13 protein-coding genes and 1 other annotated feature are annotated in these 16,943 nt (G+C 41.2%); of the genes, 7 read left to right on the top strand and 6 right to left on the bottom strand.

The features are described 5' to 3' along the window. Positions 1–9: 9 nt before the first annotated feature. From IGI67_RS14940 to IGI67_RS14930, 3 genes are all read right to left on the bottom strand, one after another. The gene (locus IGI67_RS14940) at positions 10–1,794 is read right to left on the bottom strand and encodes a SpaH/EbpB family LPXTG-anchored major pilin (protein WP_429958208.1); all 1,785 of its coding nucleotides are present in this window, start codon (positions 1,792–1,794) and stop codon (positions 10–12) included. Between the two features lie 486 nt (positions 1,795–2,280). Further along, a complete protein-coding gene (locus IGI67_RS14935; RefSeq protein WP_207109988.1) occupies positions 2,281–3,384 on the bottom strand; it encodes a tyrosine-type recombinase/integrase in 1,104 nt (367 codons plus the stop codon). 648 nt (positions 3,385–4,032) lie between these two features. Continuing rightward, a complete protein-coding gene (locus tag IGI67_RS14930) occupies positions 4,033–5,136 on the bottom strand; it encodes a 5-methyltetrahydropteroyltriglutamate--homocysteine S-methyltransferase (protein ID WP_429958207.1) in 1,104 nt (367 codons plus the stop codon). A 58-nt stretch (positions 5,137–5,194) separates the two neighbouring features. Next, positions 5,195–5,436 (bottom strand) — a binding site (T-box leader). Positions 5,437–5,613: 177 nt separating this feature from the next. On the opposite strand from IGI67_RS14930, the gene IGI67_RS14925 reads away from it, so the two are divergent. The 5 genes from IGI67_RS14925 (at position 5,614) to IGI67_RS14905 (ending at position 10,197) form a co-directional block, all read left to right on the top strand. After that, the gene (locus IGI67_RS14925; RefSeq protein ID WP_429958206.1) at positions 5,614–6,285 is read left to right on the top strand and encodes a response regulator transcription factor; all 672 of its coding nucleotides are present in this window, start codon (positions 5,614–5,616) and stop codon (positions 6,283–6,285) included. Further along, on the top strand, positions 6,273–7,421 hold the full coding sequence (locus IGI67_RS14920; RefSeq protein WP_429958205.1) for a HAMP domain-containing sensor histidine kinase: 1,149 nt from the start codon (positions 6,273–6,275) through the stop codon (positions 7,419–7,421). Before IGI67_RS14925 ends, IGI67_RS14920 begins: the two co-directional genes overlap by 13 nt. 74 nt (positions 7,422–7,495) lie before the next feature. Beyond that, a complete protein-coding gene (locus IGI67_RS14915; RefSeq protein ID WP_429958204.1) occupies positions 7,496–8,380 on the top strand; it encodes an ATP-binding cassette domain-containing protein in 885 nt (294 codons plus the stop codon). A gap of 1 nt (position 8,381) precedes the next feature. Then, the gene (locus IGI67_RS14910; protein WP_429958203.1) at positions 8,382–9,593 is read left to right on the top strand and encodes an ABC transporter permease; all 1,212 of its coding nucleotides are present in this window, start codon (positions 8,382–8,384) and stop codon (positions 9,591–9,593) included. Beyond that, positions 9,577–10,197 carry a hypothetical protein gene (locus IGI67_RS14905; RefSeq protein ID WP_429958202.1) on the top strand — a complete coding sequence of 207 codons (621 nt, stop codon included), beginning with the start codon at positions 9,577–9,579 and terminating at the stop codon, positions 10,195–10,197. The genes IGI67_RS14910 and IGI67_RS14905 overlap by 17 nt, the downstream gene beginning before the upstream one ends. A 39-nt stretch (positions 10,198–10,236) precedes the next feature. Here IGI67_RS14905 and IGI67_RS14900 read toward each other — a convergent pair whose 3' ends face one another. The 3 genes from IGI67_RS14900 to IGI67_RS14890 are packed head-to-tail and all read right to left on the bottom strand — an operon-like array spanning position 10,237 to position 14,886. Then, a complete protein-coding gene (locus IGI67_RS14900) occupies positions 10,237–11,547 on the bottom strand; it encodes a PTS sugar transporter subunit IIC (RefSeq protein WP_207109994.1) in 1,311 nt (436 codons plus the stop codon). A 5-nt stretch (positions 11,548–11,552) separates the two neighbouring features. Next, complete coding sequence (locus tag IGI67_RS14895) at positions 11,553–13,931, bottom strand: glycoside hydrolase family 9 protein (protein WP_429958201.1); 2,379 nt, start codon at positions 13,929–13,931, stop codon at positions 11,553–11,555. Next, entirely contained in the window at positions 13,924–14,886 is a 963-nt protein-coding gene (locus IGI67_RS14890; RefSeq protein ID WP_207109996.1) for an ROK family protein, read from the bottom strand. The genes IGI67_RS14895 and IGI67_RS14890 overlap by 8 nt, the downstream gene beginning before the upstream one ends. 181 nt (positions 14,887–15,067) lie before the next feature. Here IGI67_RS14890 and IGI67_RS14885 point away from each other — a divergent pair, with 181 nt between their 5' ends. After that, positions 15,068–16,126 (top strand): LacI family DNA-binding transcriptional regulator, encoded by a 1,059-nt coding sequence (locus IGI67_RS14885; RefSeq protein ID WP_429958200.1) that lies wholly within the window; start codon positions 15,068–15,070, stop codon positions 16,124–16,126. Beyond that, entirely contained in the window at positions 16,126–16,932 is an 807-nt protein-coding gene (locus IGI67_RS14880) for a Cof-type HAD-IIB family hydrolase (RefSeq protein ID WP_207109998.1), read from the top strand. The genes IGI67_RS14885 and IGI67_RS14880 overlap by 1 nt, the downstream gene beginning before the upstream one ends. Positions 16,933–16,943: the final 11 nt, after the last annotated feature.

Here is a 16,943-nt window from a genome sequence, read left to right as displayed (position 1 = left end):
TCCCATTTTTTAAGCGTGACGACGTTTTTTATCAATTGCAATTGCTGCTGTACCGATAGTGATTGCTCCGATCGCAATGATCACAAGTAACATTGTTCCAGTCCCACCGGTAAATGGCAGATCGGTTTTCTTCTTATTGACAACTGTCAATTCAACCAACGCATCGTCTGCTGTTCCTAAAGTCACTTTTACTTCTTGTGGATCTTTGATCAATTCATAACCAGATGGTGATTTCGTTTCCACTACCCAATAGACTTTTTCGATCTTCTCTTTTTCCCAAGTTGCTTCCTCTGGGTTCTTAGGATCTTGTTTACCGTCACCATTTACATCTGTAAACCAGTTCAATGCTAATCCGTTAAACTCAGCTTTTCCGTTTACAGAAGTTGCTGTCAAATAAGTCACTCCAGTTGGTAACCCAGGAGTACTTGTACCATCAGCATTTAATGTGTATGATTTACCATCTGAAGCTAAGTACTTCTTCGCATTCGCATCTGCTTCACTTGTAGCAATATGGAATTCTGCTCCATCTAATGCATTTGAGCCTTCATCCGTTTTTTCAATATCGAATCCGCCATTGTAGTATTCTGGTTCGTCACTTTCACCCGTCGTAGGTGTTCCACCAGGTAGCAAATAGTCAATAGTGTACTGGTTGGAAATTGTTCCATTAAAGTCTTTATTCGTCTTCACTTTATAAACAACTTGAAGATGGGTATCCTCATCAACACCTAATTTTTTCATTCCTGCTTTTGTCAAACTAACAACGACATCTTTTTTCGTACCTTCAGTCAAATCTTCCACTTTAGCTGGATTCGTAATGGTTGTCCCACCCAATGTAACTGTATATTCAGTACCATTGGTCAATTTCGTTTTTGTTCCATCTTTGGCGATCGCATATACTTCAGCGTCCTCTAACAAAAGATTCTCATTGATGCTATCGCTTACTTTAAAGTAAGAAGCATAAATCTCATCACCCGCCGCAAATTTCTTGTCAGATGTCACACCAGTGTCTGGGTCTACGTAGTTTGTTATCGTCATGTCCTGTGGGGCAATTGCATACAAGCCATCAGGCAGCTTTGTTGTGGCTTCCCACTGGAAAGAGTTTCCAGCCTTGATGGAATATCCTTTTCCACCTTCAATTGTTTTATCTAATTCTGTTTCTGTAACGATATTCTTCGGATACACATGAACGTCATAAATCAATTTTCCTGTGTCATCTCGTTTAGTTTGTGGTAGATGAACAAAGAATGGATCCATTGGTTTTGTAATCTTTTTCGTAGCGCCATTTTCATCTGTATACGTGTAATCCCCTGTTGTAGCATCTTTAATTTCACGGACTAAATAAATGCCGTCTGCAGCTTTCCCTGTACCAACATCAAACGTTAATTTCCCACCTGCATCCGTTTTTCCTTGAATCGCAGTGAATGAAGAATCTTCTTCCCAAGCTGTTCCCTCAACTTGTTCCAATGGGTTTGTTAAAGAAGCATTTCCGATTGGTTTTACCTTAATGATTTCAAAATTGACATCCTTCATTAATTTCTTGCCGCCTAAATCAGGGGCTTTACTTGGGTCAGAATTAATTCCATCCCCACGTTCGCCAAGTTCAGCACTACTATTGATTTCATACTTCCAAACAGTGATCGACCGTTTCGATGTATTGTCTGAAACTGCATTATCACTAATATTCTGTGCCACAGCATATGGAACGTTAATCACCCCGGCTCCCACTGATCCTGCCATAGTCAACACACCCAAAGTCATCGCTGTTTTACTAATCCATTTTCTTTTCGTTTTCATAATAAACTCCTTTGCTATTTTTTGTTTTCTACGCCCAAATTAGCTACAATAAATAATTGAAAAGAGGTTGCCGCCGTTTTTTCAATTATTCATTTTTTCCAATACACCCTTGAGGTCTTCCATCTCTCCTTTGTATTAGGAACTAATGTATGTCTGTCCTTCGATAAACATACCTCCTTTCAAAAAAGGCAAATCGTAATTTTTTTCGTTATAAACTTCGTGTTCGCAGTATAGAACGCTAAAATTTGTTTCTTCGTCTTCCGAAAAACTAGAAGCTTGTTCGAAAGGCTAACTACAATACTCTTTTCTGCGTAACTTGACGATGATTGACGGCGGACTACTTTTATTTGATTTATTTTAATTTTGAAATTGTAATCTAGTGATAAAAATGGCATTATAAATTTCGAGCAGAGATAGTAAGCGCTTTCTTTAAGAAAGCAAAAAAAGCTTCCCTAAAGAACCTTTTCTAATTTTTTTTTAATTATTTTAACTTATCATTTTTTCCATTCTAGAGATTACACGAACTCTCTGCTCCATCAATGCATTCACATAAGTGTCCAGTGTCATTTGAGTAGAGGCATGACCTAAGAGTGCACTCACAGAAGAAACATCTCCTTTCGCTTCTAAACACCGAGTAGCAAATGTGTGACGCAATTGATGAAAATGAATGTTGGGAAGATTCGCTTTCTTTCTAATCTGATGAAAATGATAGGTAAGTAATCGCGGTTCACAAGGATGACCATTTGTTGAAAAAACAAAGGTATCTTTTGACTGCTTACGATGTTTCAACAATATTTTTTTTAATGTTCTCCCTATAGGAATCACTCTTATAGAAGAATCGGTTTTTGATTCTGCAAAAATTAATCGAGTCTTATCGTATATGCTCAAAGCTCCGATACGCTGATAGGTATGGTTGATATAGATAAGTCCCGCTTCAAAGTCAATATCTTCCCATTTCAGCGCAGCAATTTCGCCGATTCTCATTCCTGAATGTAACGCTAATAATACAGGCACCCCTCGATCCTTCTTTTCTTTTTCAGCAATTTCCATAAGCCTCGATTGCTCAAAACGGGTTAACGGACTGACTCTTTTCCTTTTGACCTTCGGTAATTGAATGTCAGAAAAAGGATTTGCTACAATCTTTCCATATTTTTTTGCGTGATTTAGACATTTATTGATGATTCGAAAAATGACTTGAATTGTCGAATTAGTCAATTTTTTTTGTAGCTCTTTTAGGAGCATTTTTCCTTGATCTCCTGATAACTCATTTAATGGAATATCTTTAATTGTAGGAAACACATATTTCGTTAATTTGTAGAAGTAACTTGAAAAAGTTGAAGGTTTCACTTCTCCTTGTATCTCTTCTAACCATTGAGTAGTCCACTCTTCGAAAGACTCACTTGAGTTACCACAGGTTTGGCGAAGCGTACTATAATGAACTCGAAGTGGAAAAATTCTTTGTTTTACTTCTGTATAACTTTTTCCATAAACATAGCCATATCTGATTTTCCCATCAGCTTTCCTTCCCTTTGGATACCTACCTTCCCATCGCCCATCTTTCCGTAGATAAATATTTTCTCCTTTGCGCATTTCTTATATCCTCCTTTTTTTGACGGCGTAATAGACGGCCTATTTTTTGTTTTTATTGGTGATTCATGCCTAATATAATTGGGGAAAAGCAACAGTTTACTAGAAGAACATTACCTTTTCTCAATAACAATAATTATTTTAGTGAATTGTATTGCCTAATAATAATCGTTAATATATAATTGTTTCATGACCAAGTTTCTATATAGCTAACAAATAAGTTAATTTTTTTCAAACACTTTGAAAATCTTTCTAGTTTTTCGGAAGACTAAGAAAATATTTACTGAATGAATACTTGTATATCTAATTCAGTCTCCTCACACTTCAACGAACACCCCTACATTACAAACCTTAATATTTTAACATAAAGATGTTATATAAAATAAAACCAATCATATTTTAATAACTAACGAACAAAATAATGTGGTTTATTTATTTCAAAAAACTAATCTAAACAACTAAAATTACATACAAAATCTTATTTTCATGATTTGTGTTGTCTAGAATCTTCACATAAAATATTTGTCTTTTATCACGTTTCAATGCGCATTTTGCTTTCAATTTGAAACAACACTAAAAGGAATAAAAAGAACCGCAGTGTAGAAATTTACACCGCGGTTCTTTTTATTCCTTTTCCAATTTTAAACTACTCTAATCTTCCCAAACTTCCTGCGCTGTTTCAACAACCAATGCCAATTTCGCCCATTGGTCCTCCTCAGTCACTTTATTGCCTTCGTGAGTAGAAGAAAAGCCGCATTGTGGACTAAGGCATAGCTGTTCTAATGGAACATATTGGGTTGCTTCTTTGATTCGCGCCTTTATGTTTTCCTTGTCCTCTAATTCTGGTGTCTTTGTAGTAATCAAACCTAATACGATTCGTTGATCTTTGATATTCTTCAACGGTTCAAAGCTGCCAGAACGTTCATCGTCAAATTCCAAGAAGAAGCCGTTAAATTGCGTGATGGATAATAGCCGTTCCGCAATTTTATCGTAGGACCCATTGTAAAGCCAATGAGATTGAAAGTTTCCTTTGCAGAAATGGAAGGTAATCGATAAATCAGCTGGTTTATCAGCTAGAACGGCTTCAGTTATGTCACCGAACTCTTGAATTAACTCATCTGGATCATAACCATTTTTTGCAATCATCCCACGGAATCGTTCATCAAATAACCCACCCCAGCTTGTATCATCCAATTGTAAGTAGCGGCAGCCGGCATCATAAAAGGCTTGGATAGCGGCTTGATAGGTGGTAATCAAATCTTGAATAAAGTCCTTTTTATCTGGGTAAACAGGATTTTCATGGTATTGCTTTGACAAAATGAAGGAGTCCAAATAAATCATGTTAGGTCCTGGTATGGTCTGCTTTGCTAACGTTTCCCCGGCGTGCTTCTTAGTAAATTTAAAATGATCCAAAAATGGATGCGCTGGATCAAATGAAAGCGGACCGCTGACAAATGTTCCCTGTGCTTCGGTAGTGAGTCCAAAGGCTGTTGTTTCGAAATCATAAACAGTAATTCCTTTGAGTCCCGCAATAAAATCTAAATGCCACCAGCGGCGACGAAACTCACCATCAGTCACTGCCTGCAGCCCGATTTCTTTTTGCTTCTGAATCACTTTGATGATTTCTTCGTCCTCAACCTGAGTCAACGCTTCTCGAGTGATCGTGCCTTGCTTGAATGCTTCACGGGCCGCTTTTAATCTCTCTGGTCTTAACAAACTGCCTACTTGATCAAAACGAAATGGAATACTGCTCATAACATTCTCTCCTCTTTTCTTTCAAAATAATAAATGCCCTCAGATAGCTAACTAGCTATCTAAGGGCATAATTGATATACGGTACCACCTTGATATATGCAGTCTTCTCACGAATCACTGCCTCGATAAGTCCCCTGAAATAGGGGCTTCTGTCGTTTAACGGAACATCCCGTACCTTCCTAATCAGTCAGAAGATCCACTCAAAAGCCATTTTCAAAATAAATAGGTTCCGTCTCTTTTCAGCTGCCGAGACTCTCTGCTGGAATTCATTATCTCTACTTTCTTTCTCATAGTGTTTTAATATTAATCTAAGTTAAGAATAGCGGGCAGTCCGATATTTGTCAAACTCTATTTCGTTAATATCGCGGAAATTTCGCTGTACCTACTATACCGAAGTTCATTATTATCGGAAATTTCTTCCTTCTATTTATTGTGTTAGGATTAATTTATACGATTCCCAATGTCAGGAGGGTTACTGTGAAAAAAATATTGATCATTGATGATGAAGACGATTTATTGGAGACATTCAAAGACTACTTTCAATTAATGAATTACCTAGTCTATACCGCAAGTAACGGCCATGAAGGCTTAAAGCAGCTACGACACCAGCCTGATATCATCATTCTGGATGTGAGTATGCCGGAAATGGATGGCTTTGAATTATGCGAGAGGATTCGGGAGCAGATCACATGCCCAATCGTTTTTCTTTCTGCCAAGGAGGATGAAGAAAGTCGGCTCTATGGATTGATGATCGGCGGCGACGATTATTTGATCAAACCTGTTAGCTTGAAGGAACTGGGGTTACGGATCGAAGCCCACCTTAGAAGAGAAAATCGAAGGAACACTTCTCGCAAAATTGCTTATTTTGGCGAGTTGATCATTGATTATGATCAAAAAAATCTGCACATTCGCAATCAAGCGATTTATCTAACTAAAGTTGAGTTTGCGATTGTTGAATTGCTCTCTAAGCATCCTGGTCGAGCTTTTTCGAAAGAAGAAATCTATCAGAGGCTTTGGGATTGGGATAAAGCAGGAGAGGTTTCGATCATTACGGAGCATGTCCGGCGGATTCGAAAAAAAATCAACTTCTGTTCTGATGTTGAGTATATTCAAACTGTTTGGGGGGTGGGCTATAAATGGATTGGCTAGATGGCGTCATCAATCGGCTGTTTGCCAGAAGAAGCAGCCTAGATCAAAGCTTGCTACTTTATCTTTTTATCGGTGTATTGGCAGTGGCTTTTACTACATTGATTACTGTTTCCATTTGTGTCAGCTGGGAGCGGCTGATTATCATGCCAGACTTTAAAGAATCCAGCTATTGGGAATATCTCACTTGGACACCGCCAGTAAAATCCTCACGAACGATTCAAATGCTAGAGCTAATCCGTCAGTATTCGATTTTTCTCTATGTTTTTTTGGGTATCTATATCGCGACAAAACTATTTTACCGTAAGCGTATTTTACAACCTATCAGAATTCTAGAGAAAAGCATCGAGCAGATTGAACAGGGGAATTATCACCAGCCAGTCTATTACAATACCTATGACGAATTTGAGAAAACCTCATTAGGTTTGGATCATCTGCGATTAACTTTGCAGACGAATCAAAAGGAGCTCAACAAGCTTTATCATGATCAGAAAAAAGTCAATGCGGCTTTTTCACACGATCTGCGTACACCTTTAGCGACGATCCAGAATAATTTGGAACTGTTGGAGGCTTATTTTGAGCAGGATTGCTTGAGTCAAGAAGCTTTTGAGAAATCTGCTAGAAAAATCAAGGATAGCATCACACGTTTAAACTCTTTTTCGAAAACAATGCACCAATTGCAAAAATTAGAAGATCGTCCACTCCAGAAAACCTTACAGCCATTGAGCAGGATCGAAGAGCATGTGCTGGATCTCGGTAGACTTCGCTCGGAAAAAGAGCTGATACTGACAAAAGAATATCCAAGAATCACCACTAAGTACGACGGTCATTTGATTAACGAAGTCGTAGAAAATCTACTGAATAACGCCTATCGTTTCGCTGAAAAGACCATTTCGATTACGATCACTCTGCAAGAGCAATTATTAATTATCTACGTCAAAGATGATGGTCCCGGCTTTTCGAAAAAGGAACTGCTGACAGCTACAGAGCCTTACTATTCTCAAAATAAGAGTAGTCACTTTGGTTTAGGTTTAACCATCGCCGAAGCGTTGGCGCAAAAGCATGGCGGCAATTTGAAAATCGCCAATAGTCTCGAAGGCGGCGCGATTGTCTCAGCTGTTTTTTCCCTAAAAGATTAATTTATCTCAATTGTAGAGAATTTATAGAGATTTGATGATTATCCTGTAAGTGAACAGAGTATTAGGAGGGATCAATGATGAAAATCGAAATTAATCATCTAAATCAATACTACGGAAAAAAACAAGTTCTCTATGACATCAATCTTTCAATCTCCACCGGCATGTTCGGTTTGCTAGGCCGCAATGGTGCTGGAAAAACGACCTTGTTAAAAACATTGGTGACCTTGCTTCCAACCATTGAAGGCGATATTCAAATGAATGGGATCAATATCCATCAACAGAAAAAAATTCGTTCGATTATCGGTTTTTTACCGCAGGATTTCTCAATGTACGGCAACATGACTGCTTATCAAGCGTTGGATTATCTAGCTGTGCTCTCTGAACTAGACAAGCGAACTCGACGAACGCGTATCCAGGCATTGCTGGAGCAAGTCAATCTGACGATTCATAAAAATGTCAAAGTCAAAGCCATGTCTGGCGGGATGAAACGACGTTTAGGGATCGCACAAGCCCTGCTGAATGACCCGAAAATTTTGGTTGTTGATGAACCAACCGCGGGTTTGGATCCGGAGGAACGCTTGAGATTTCGGAATTTATTGGCTGAGGTCAGTGAGAATAAAATCGTTTTACTTTCGACTCATATCGCCGGTGATATCGAGGCCGCGGCAGAAAATATCGCGATTTTGGAACAGGGAAGAATCCTGTTCGCTGATTCGATCGAACAATTATTATTGAATGCCCAAGGGAAAATTTTTAGTGTACAAATACCGCGAACTGAATTGAGTGCTGCAAAGAAACAGGTTCAAATCATCAGTTTGCAACAGGAAGGCAGTACTTCTCACCTGCGTTTTATCGGCAATTCACAAGCATCGCTGATGCAGCATCCGCTCGTAATCGAAGAACGCCCTACGTTAGAAGATGCCTATCTCTATCTGCTCTCAGTGAAGGGAGGCGATTAGCTTGTTGCTAAAAAAAGAATTCGATTTGACGTTCAAAAGTCTAACCTATTGGCTGGTCATCCTCTTCATCGGTGCTTTTCTTTTTATGCAGCTGGGATCTGACTTTGTCTCGCTAAAGCAGCCAGAACCTGGTCAAAATGATTATGGTTTCACTCGAACAACGAATAAGGAGGTTATTCAGCGCCAAACACTCCATACTCTGCTGCAGCAGTACAATAATAAACGATACAATACCTACCCTTTTGGGTTTCTAAAGGTCGTCAAGCCCTCAAAATCTGATCAAGCAGCGATTCGCGACATTTTAGAACGAGCAACTGGTCAATCGATCGATGAGTTAAATCAAGTTCAGTCAAGGGACAAATTAACTGAGGAAGGACAACAAATCAATCAAACAGCCATGAATGAAGGGGTGCCGATAGCCAAGAATTATTCGTTTCAATCCTTTCAAAAGGATATGTCTAAAATCGAAAAGCGGATCGGTAAAGGCTCTGATTTTGCGGAAGATACCTACCTCCATCAAACAATTAAAGAAATGAACTACGAAGAAGCAACGGCACGCTTCCAGTCGATCTTAACCGAGGATCGTGTCTCAGGAGCCTTCGCCCGTATGTCCTGTGATTATTTGGTCATTATTCTAGGTTTAGTCCCGGTGTTCATCGCAGCAACAGTAGTTCTTCGTGATAAGCGCGCTCAGAGTCAATTAGTCATCTCTACTAAAAGAATCTCTACCTTCAAGCTATACGGAACCCGCTTTTTGGCAACGATTCTACTGTTACTGCTGCCTATCATTTTATTTAGCTTGATGCCTGCTGTGCAATCCGTCTATGTTGCTCAAAAGTATCAGCATACTGGTGATCTGCTGCTTTTCTATCAGTATATTCTTGGTTGGACATTACCAACAATCGTTGCGGTGGTAGGAATCAGCTTCCTGGTCACAACACTGTTTAATGGGCTAGTGAGTGTCATCTTTCAAGTTGGTTTTTGGCTCTTATCGCTTATGACTAACGGACGGCAAGTCGTCGGCAGCGTTGGTCTAAACCTGATGCCTCGTTTCAACAATGTCGGTTCACGAGAGATATTTGAACACATCTTTTCCGAACTAGTAATTAACCGGATCTTTTGGTTTGCACTAGGCTTGATTTGTTTCTTCATCAGCTGTGTGATCGTTGATTTGAAACGGAAAGGCAAGGTGCTTTATGGGAATCCTCGTTAAAATCTCGACCGTTTTCTGGCGATTTCATTTTTATCCAGCAGTGATTGCTGCTGTTTGTCTCACGCTGCTATTTCCCTTCTTCTTTGGGATCGAAAATGCTTCGTTTATACAGAGCGCGGAAATCTACGAACGGTTTTTCCCATTGATCAGTGTGCTTTTGTTTCTGCCGCTGTATCTGCCAGATAGTAATGAGGAAGCAACGGCGCTAATCAGAACTAAGCGATTTAGTTATGTAAAGATCTTAGTTCTGCGCTTGATTCAGATTCTTTGTTCTTTGTTTTTGATGACCTGCGGTTGTCTACTAATTTTTGACAAAAGCAATGCGGTGGTCGAGTTCAACCACTTTTTGTTAAGCGGAATGGCTGATGCATTGTTCATGGGTGGTCTCTATGCGATCGGCTTTGCTTTTACGGCACAGCCTGTCATCGGTTTGATCTTACCATTAGGCTATTATGTCGCTTGCCTTTTTACGGGAGACAAATATTTGAAAATCTTTTATCTCTTCTCATTGATAAAAAATGACATGGCTTCAAAATACGTATTACTTACTAGTGGAATATTGCTGATCCTTTTCAGCATTTTATTAATGGAAAGGAGAAAATAGAAAATACGCGACAGATTGTTAGTCTGCCGCGCTATTTTTCTAAACGTTTTCTTCTAGTTTATTTGAAATCAAGACAAAGGGCATATAAATAAATACTCCCACAGCGATGATCACCAGTTGTAAAATGGCCGCTCGAATATCCCCTGCTGTTGCAAGATAACCAGATAGAACGGGTGGTGTGACCCACGGAATCAAAATATAAGTCGGATTAACCAAATGTAAGCTGGTCGCGATATAAGCTAACGTTGTTGAAACCATCGGTACGATACAGAATGGAATCGCATAAATCGGATTGAAAACGATCGGTAAACCAAACATGATCGGCTCGCTAATATTGAATAGGTTCGAAACGCCGCCTAGTTTTGCGATCAGCCGTTGATCCTGTCTCTTAGAAAAAACCAGTAAGGCAATCACTAGACAAATCATCGTTCCGCCACCTCCCATGTAAACATAAGCATCAAGGAATGGCTGGGTCACGATATTTGGTGCAGCTGAGCCAGCATTGATTGCTTCAACATTTTGTTGCAAAGAAGTCAAAAGAATCGGACCTGAGATTGCACCGAATACAAAGGCACCATGGATACCAAAGATAAAGACAAAAGTTGACAAGAATACATACAATAAAATCCCTGGTAATGTCTGGAATCCACCAACTAATGGAGCTTGCAAGATATTGATAATAATTTCTGGAATCGTTAATCCTGTCGCTGTCCGCAACCCTACTTCCACGATTGCAAACATACTAATAGTCAAAAATGTTGGAATCAAGCTATTGAATGATTTCGCAATCGCCGGCGGAACACTGTCCGGCATTTTTATTTTCAAACGCGGATTATTCGTTAATTTTACCACCATCGGTACACTGATCAGCGCCGCGATGATCCCAAGTAGCATCGCAGAAGCGCTTGTATATGTTTGAGTCAACGCTCCAGCTACTTCTAGCTCGCCTCCACCAGTACCTGTAATGTTGATGACATTTGGTACTAACACCACATAGGAAGCCAGTGCTACGATCCCTTCAAGAGCACCATCTGCATCGTATGACCGCGCCAAACGTAAACCAATCAAGAAGGTTGCCATCAAACCAAGAATTCCCAATGTCCCATTATATGCCTGTACACAAATTTCAGAAATAATCGCGCGACCTGGAATCCCTCGCAAGAGACCTGTTTCTTCTGTCAGTAAAACATTGTTCACTAATAGAAAGAACGCTGCGGTGATCGTGATTGGGATGGTACTGGCAAACGCATCACGGATTGCCGCGATAAAGCGATTGCTTGAAATCCTGTTCGCATAATAAGCGACTTTTTCTCCTAAAGCTTCCTTATTGAACGTGCCATCTTTCATCATTGTTTTTAATCTCCTTTTTCATATTTTATTAATTCAGCCACTAATGATAGCCATTTCCCTGCGATACCAACCCAAACTTCTTTATATGTCGCATTGTTGAATTGCGGCCAATACGGCTGATCTTCATTACCAAAAGTCTGCATCCCGACTGGCATTTCCCCAATGATCTCACCGGAGGAAACCGAGTATTGCTGCGGATAATTGTAGCCTTCGCCGTAGATCATCGATTGTCCGAATGGATTTTTCCCTACCATCCATTGCAGTTGCTGATGCCCTTTATCCAGCAACTTTTGACGATCAAGTAAACGTCCCATCACTGCCGCGCTCTTGCCCATTGAAAGCAAGATACCGTTGTTGCCGCGGAAAGAGAACCAGACTGGGAATCGTTTGATGTATAGCCCTTCACCGATCTGAATACCTTGCTTCAACTGTTCTTGATAGCTGGTTTCTGCTTCCTCATCGACTAATAAGTGCTGCTTATAGAAGCTCTCTTTATCCTGCCATTCATCTTCTTTGTAGATCCCGCTGGCATACATAGGGTACGGATCTGTGAATTGACCGAGATAATCTAAATAATCGCCGTAATCATTGGCTCTTTCCTGCCAGTTTGCTACTTGCTCTTGGTTCGTTGAAGCCGCGAAAACTTCTTCAAAGGCTAAAGCATAAAGATGCTCACGGGCTTGGTGATTGAAATGCTGGAAAACATTATGAGTCTCGTCGCGATAAAACATCCCCTTAAGCACTGTGCCATCAGTTAGCTGCAAGCCTTCCTGTTCTTGACATTCAAGCAACGGCTCGAACCATTCTGTCATTTGTTCCTGATAGTTATCTTCTATTGTAAGTTGATACATCAATGCCGCTGTCCAAGCCATCGTCGCTAAAAATAGGCTTTTCGAGGTGTTGTAGGTATGTTCCCAGAAAATCGGTTCATGCTTGAATCCGGTCATTTCAAATCCAGCCAACGCATACTGATAATCTTCTTTTACTACTTGAAGCAGCTGCGGTCTCATAGCGTAATCTTTAGGTAAAGACTTGATGATTTTCGCTAAAAGTCCAGTGATCAGGAAATTGTCATAGGGACTGTTATGAATCCGCGGAACCGCATCATCCATCGTACCGATTCGATTATCGGTCCAGCGTGTGATCCCAGCGCTAGTGACCCGATCGCCGCCATCTAAACGTGTCTTTAAGATAAAATCAATGCCCCACTCGCCTTCTTCGATCAAGCGCAGGTAAAGCTCCGGCTGATCCTTGACCGTTTCCGCTGCTTCGAATAAGCTGCTCGTCACTTCTGCTGTCTGAACTAATTGCTGAGAAAGGTCGCCAGCATCATGCCAGCCGCCATTGAAGCTGACCAGAGAACCTTTGTATTCCACTGTCAAATCCTCGTGACAGGTTCCATGAATGCCATGAACGGGACAACCACATCGCTCGCAGAAAATGAAGTTCAAGGATTTCCAAAGTGAATGAGCTTTTAAGTTTGATACGGTGCCAATCTGAAATTCCGGTGTTTTGGTGTCATTGATTTGCAGATAATAAGTGCCGGGTTCCTTCACTTCCGAAAAGTCCAATAATCCAAAAGTCCCTGTTTCAGCCTTAGTTTCTTGAATCTCGCTTTGAAATACGATCTGATCCTCAGTTTTCAGCTCAAAGGTGGTCGCTGAGAAATCTTCACGATTGATGATCGCCGTCTTGGAATACTCTGGATGATAGCCGATATGCGAGAAGACGATTTGATTTTTTGGCGCCTGCCAGCCTTTTGCGGAGGTAAACTGTTCATTTTTCTCCAAATATAAATCGCTGACGGTATAACTAAGCTGTCCTGTTAAGTTCATATACGAACCATTTGCTCCTGAAAAAATCCGGATGCCTGTGACCACGTCTCTTGGCAGATTACTGATATCTAAGACATAAGTCCGTTTTGCCTGCCCTTCAAGATTGATGACATGAGTTCCTTCTCGGTTGTAGATATCAGGAATCTTGATCTCGCCGTCATTTTCCAGCGTGATCGTAAGATTCGGATTGACCACGTTGATACAATCGGCTGAGATATCCAGCTTGATTTGGGTGAAGGCTGACCAGTCTTCTCTTGGGATTGACAGATAAGCACCCACATCACCGAAGTTCACATAATCACCATCTTCTGGTGCGCCTTCTTCCCAAGAATCATAGCGAGTTGGACTTAACAAAGTGACCGTTGCATCCGTTTTATGGATTTCACCGCGTCCCCGCTGCTGCCAGCTTTGAAAGCTTTTAGTCAAAGGTCGGCGTTCTGTGATGTTTTCTCTTTCCAGCTGCTGCTTTTCAAATGAACGGCTATTGTCTAACGGCAACGGTCGATGGATATAGCCTGTCGCTTTGAGGTCCTGTTTAAAATCACGCATAGGTTTTCACTCCTTTCTCCATAATAAAAGCCAATGTCGCGGCTCCTTTTAACGCAACCTCATTGGGATCAAGTGTCGTTACCCGGAATCCTTTTGTTACAAAACGGACTGTTTTCGCATTTAGAAACGTTACCAAATGATTCAAAAACCATCCGTCATTCATTACACCGCCGCCGAAGACGACTGCTTCGGGGTCGCTGACTCGAATCAAGTTCATCGTTAGAGCGGCTGCCGCATGCAATGCTTGGTCTAAAACCTTCTTAGCAAGTCCATCGTTGGCTTCATAAGCGGCAATCAGCTCTTGGAAGGTCACACGTTTCTCACCTTCGATCGTGATGATCGAATCTGGATATTCCGGCGCGAATTTCAGCACCTGATTGTGCATTCCCAGTCCTGAAGCATAAAGCTCGGCGCATCCGGCTCTGCCACAGGTACAAATGTCCTCACTCATCATGTCCACCACCATATGTCCAACTTCGCCGGCGTTATGATTTCCGCCTTTGATCAGGTGATTATCCGCGACTACTCGAGCGGCGATACCTGTTCCTATATTGATATAAACAAAATTTCCTGTTTCCTGACCGACGCCGAGAATGCTTTCGGCTAAAGCCGCTCCGGATACATCATTGGTGATCCAGCAGGGTAATTGAAAGGCTTGGGTAAGTTCATCCGCTAAAAAGATCGGATCTGAAAGCCCCGGATGAATCTCCATCCAGCGCCCTTGCTCTGTATCGACTCTGCCGACTACACAGACACCGATACCGATCAGCTCCCCTTGAATGGTATGCTGCTGCAAATAATTTCTAATGGCTGTTTTGATTTTTTCTGTCGCACTGCGTTGATCGACGACTGTTGAAGGGTATTTTTCACTCTTAAGGATTTCTCCAGCAGGAGTGACTTCCCCAACAAGAATCTTGGTTCCGCCTAAATCAACGGCTAAAACTGTTTGTGTCATTCTGCACCTCACATCTTGGTAACGTTACCAAATAAATATAAATTGTCTCCGTTTTCAAGGTCATCATAACCTGCGTTTATTCACCCTGTCAATAGTTTTTTTAACATTTAGAAACGTTACCAAAAATATCTTGCTTTTTTTTCATTCCTCCCCTAAACTAATTTCTAGGAGGCGCTCTCTCATGAAAAAAAATATTACAATCAAAGAAATAGCAAAAGAAAGCGGTGTGTCTGTTTCGACAGTTTCCCGCGTTTTAAATGATCATCCTTCTGTTTCACCTGCTAAACGAGCAAAGGTTCAAGCAGTGATCGACAAGGAAGGCTTTCAGCCAAGCATGCTGGCTCGCGGCATGATTTCAAATAAAACGAAAACGCTTGCCGTCGTCGTTTCAGATATCACCAACCCGTACTTTACTTCGTTGGTTTCTGAGATCGAGCTGGCCAGCTTTGAGCAAAATTATTCACTTTTACTTTTTAATACTATGACTGCTGGTCGCCAGAAAAGAGCCGATAGCAGCTTCGCGGAACGTGACACCTTTAATACGATTTTTGAAAAGAAGGTCGATGGCGTTCTGATTCTCGGTGGCGAGATCGACCGGGACGAACCAAATCCTGATTACCTTCATACATTGGAACAGCTGAACAGCCAAGTGCCGGTCCTGATCATTGGACAAAAGCAGGAAAACTGCAGCTGCGCTTTTATTGAGCGGGATCTAGAGAAAGGAATCTTTCTTTCAGTCCAACATTTATTGGCGTTAGGACATCGGAAGATCGGTTTTATCGGTGGGGAACTAAGTGTCAAAATCACGACTCAGCGGGTGGAAGCTTTTAAGAAAGTGATCTCACTATATAGTACCTTCGATCCTGACTTGATCCTATTAAGTGATTTCTATACCGAAGATGGGTATCAAAATATGGAGACCCTGATCAAGCAAGGAACATTGCCTGATGCAGTGTTAGCGATCAATGATCGTGTGGCTCTAGGTGCCTTTCGTGCATTAGCGGATCACGGATTGTCCTGTCCAAAAGACATCGCAATCGCCAGTTGTGACGCATTTCCTGATGGAGATTATCAAATTCCGCGAATCACCACCATCAATCAGCATAACCAGTTTCTTGGAAAACAAGCCGTGAAGCGGCTATTAAAAATGATCAATGAAGAACCGTTGGACACTTTAGAAGCACATTCGCCTGAATTAATTATTCGCGAATCCTGCGGTATTGGGAGGATGAGAGATTAATGGAAAAACATTTGATTTTTATGGATATCGACGGCACCTTAGTTGCTCGGGATCAAAAGATTTCCGAACGAACAAAGTCAGTTGTCAAGGAGCTGCAGCAAGATGGTCATCAGTTTTACGTAGCGACGGGGAGAAAATATTCTTCCGCCTTCGAAATGGCGCGAAAGCTGTCCGATGATACGCAGGTCATCGCTTCAAACGGCAGTGTCTATACAGTCAATGAAATGCTCCACAAAAAGCGTTTGTCTGATGAAGCTTTGCGGTTCGTTTATCAAACGACCACAGACTATCAGCTGCCGATGTTTTTCTTTGGTGAGCACACGATTTTCTATACCCAGCAGCTTCCTAGCTACCTGCAGAAAAATGATCAATCGCGAATCGGAAATGATGAAGAAGATTTTTGTTCGATTGATTCAATGGAGACCTTGATGGAGGTCAGTCAGCGCATCGTCAACGGCATCATTATTGCGGATGATCAAGAGGACAAGCTGAAAGAAGTTCGGGAAATTTTGGCCAAGAGTGGGTTACTATCTGTCTCCTCCTCTCACCCAAACAATATCGAGTTGATCCCGTTAGGCGTGAATAAAGCAACGGCGATCCATGCCGTGCGTAAGGAGTTAACGGTTCCGCAAAAAAACATCATCAGCTTCGGTGATGGAATGAATGATTTAGAGATGCTGCAAGCTTCTGGTATCGGTGTCGCGATGGGCAATGCCGTAGATGAGCTGAAGCAGCACGCGCAATATGTTACGAACACGAACGTAGAAGATGGCATCGCCAATTTTCTGCTGGACTATTTCAAATAAAAAGGTGGTAA

This window comes from Enterococcus sp. AZ196, from assembly GCF_050498845.1.
Taxonomy (GTDB): domain Bacteria; phylum Bacillota; class Bacilli; order Lactobacillales; family Enterococcaceae; genus Enterococcus_A; species Enterococcus_A murrayae.
This window is presented reverse-complemented; position numbering and strand designations above follow the sequence as displayed.

Coding starts and splice junctions, on each gene's coding strand:
- IGI67_RS14935 (WP_207109988.1), bottom strand. CDS start 3,384: ATGCGCAAAGGAGAAAATATTTATCTACGGAAAGATGGGCGATGGGAA.
- IGI67_RS14915 (WP_429958204.1), top strand. CDS start 7,496: ATGATGAAAATCGAAATTAATCATCTAAATCAATACTACGGAAAAAAA.
- IGI67_RS14885 (WP_429958200.1), top strand. CDS start 15,068: ATGAAAAAAAATATTACAATCAAAGAAATAGCAAAAGAAAGCGGTGTG.
- IGI67_RS14930 (WP_429958207.1), bottom strand. CDS start 5,136: ATGAGCAGTATTCCATTTCGTTTTGATCAAGTAGGCAGTTTGTTAAGA.
- IGI67_RS14920 (WP_429958205.1), top strand. CDS start 6,273: ATGGATTGGCTAGATGGCGTCATCAATCGGCTGTTTGCCAGAAGAAGC.
- IGI67_RS14895 (WP_429958201.1), bottom strand. CDS start 13,931: ATGCGTGATTTTAAACAGGACCTCAAAGCGACAGGCTATATCCATCGA.
- IGI67_RS14905 (WP_429958202.1), top strand. CDS start 9,577: ATGGGAATCCTCGTTAAAATCTCGACCGTTTTCTGGCGATTTCATTTT.
- IGI67_RS14890 (WP_207109996.1), bottom strand. CDS start 14,886: ATGACACAAACAGTTTTAGCCGTTGATTTAGGCGGAACCAAGATTCTT.
- IGI67_RS14900 (WP_207109994.1), bottom strand. CDS start 11,547: ATGATGAAAGATGGCACGTTCAATAAGGAAGCTTTAGGAGAAAAAGTC.
- IGI67_RS14880 (WP_207109998.1), top strand. CDS start 16,126: ATGGAAAAACATTTGATTTTTATGGATATCGACGGCACCTTAGTTGCT.
- IGI67_RS14940 (WP_429958208.1), bottom strand. CDS start 1,794: ATGAAAACGAAAAGAAAATGGATTAGTAAAACAGCGATGACTTTGGGT.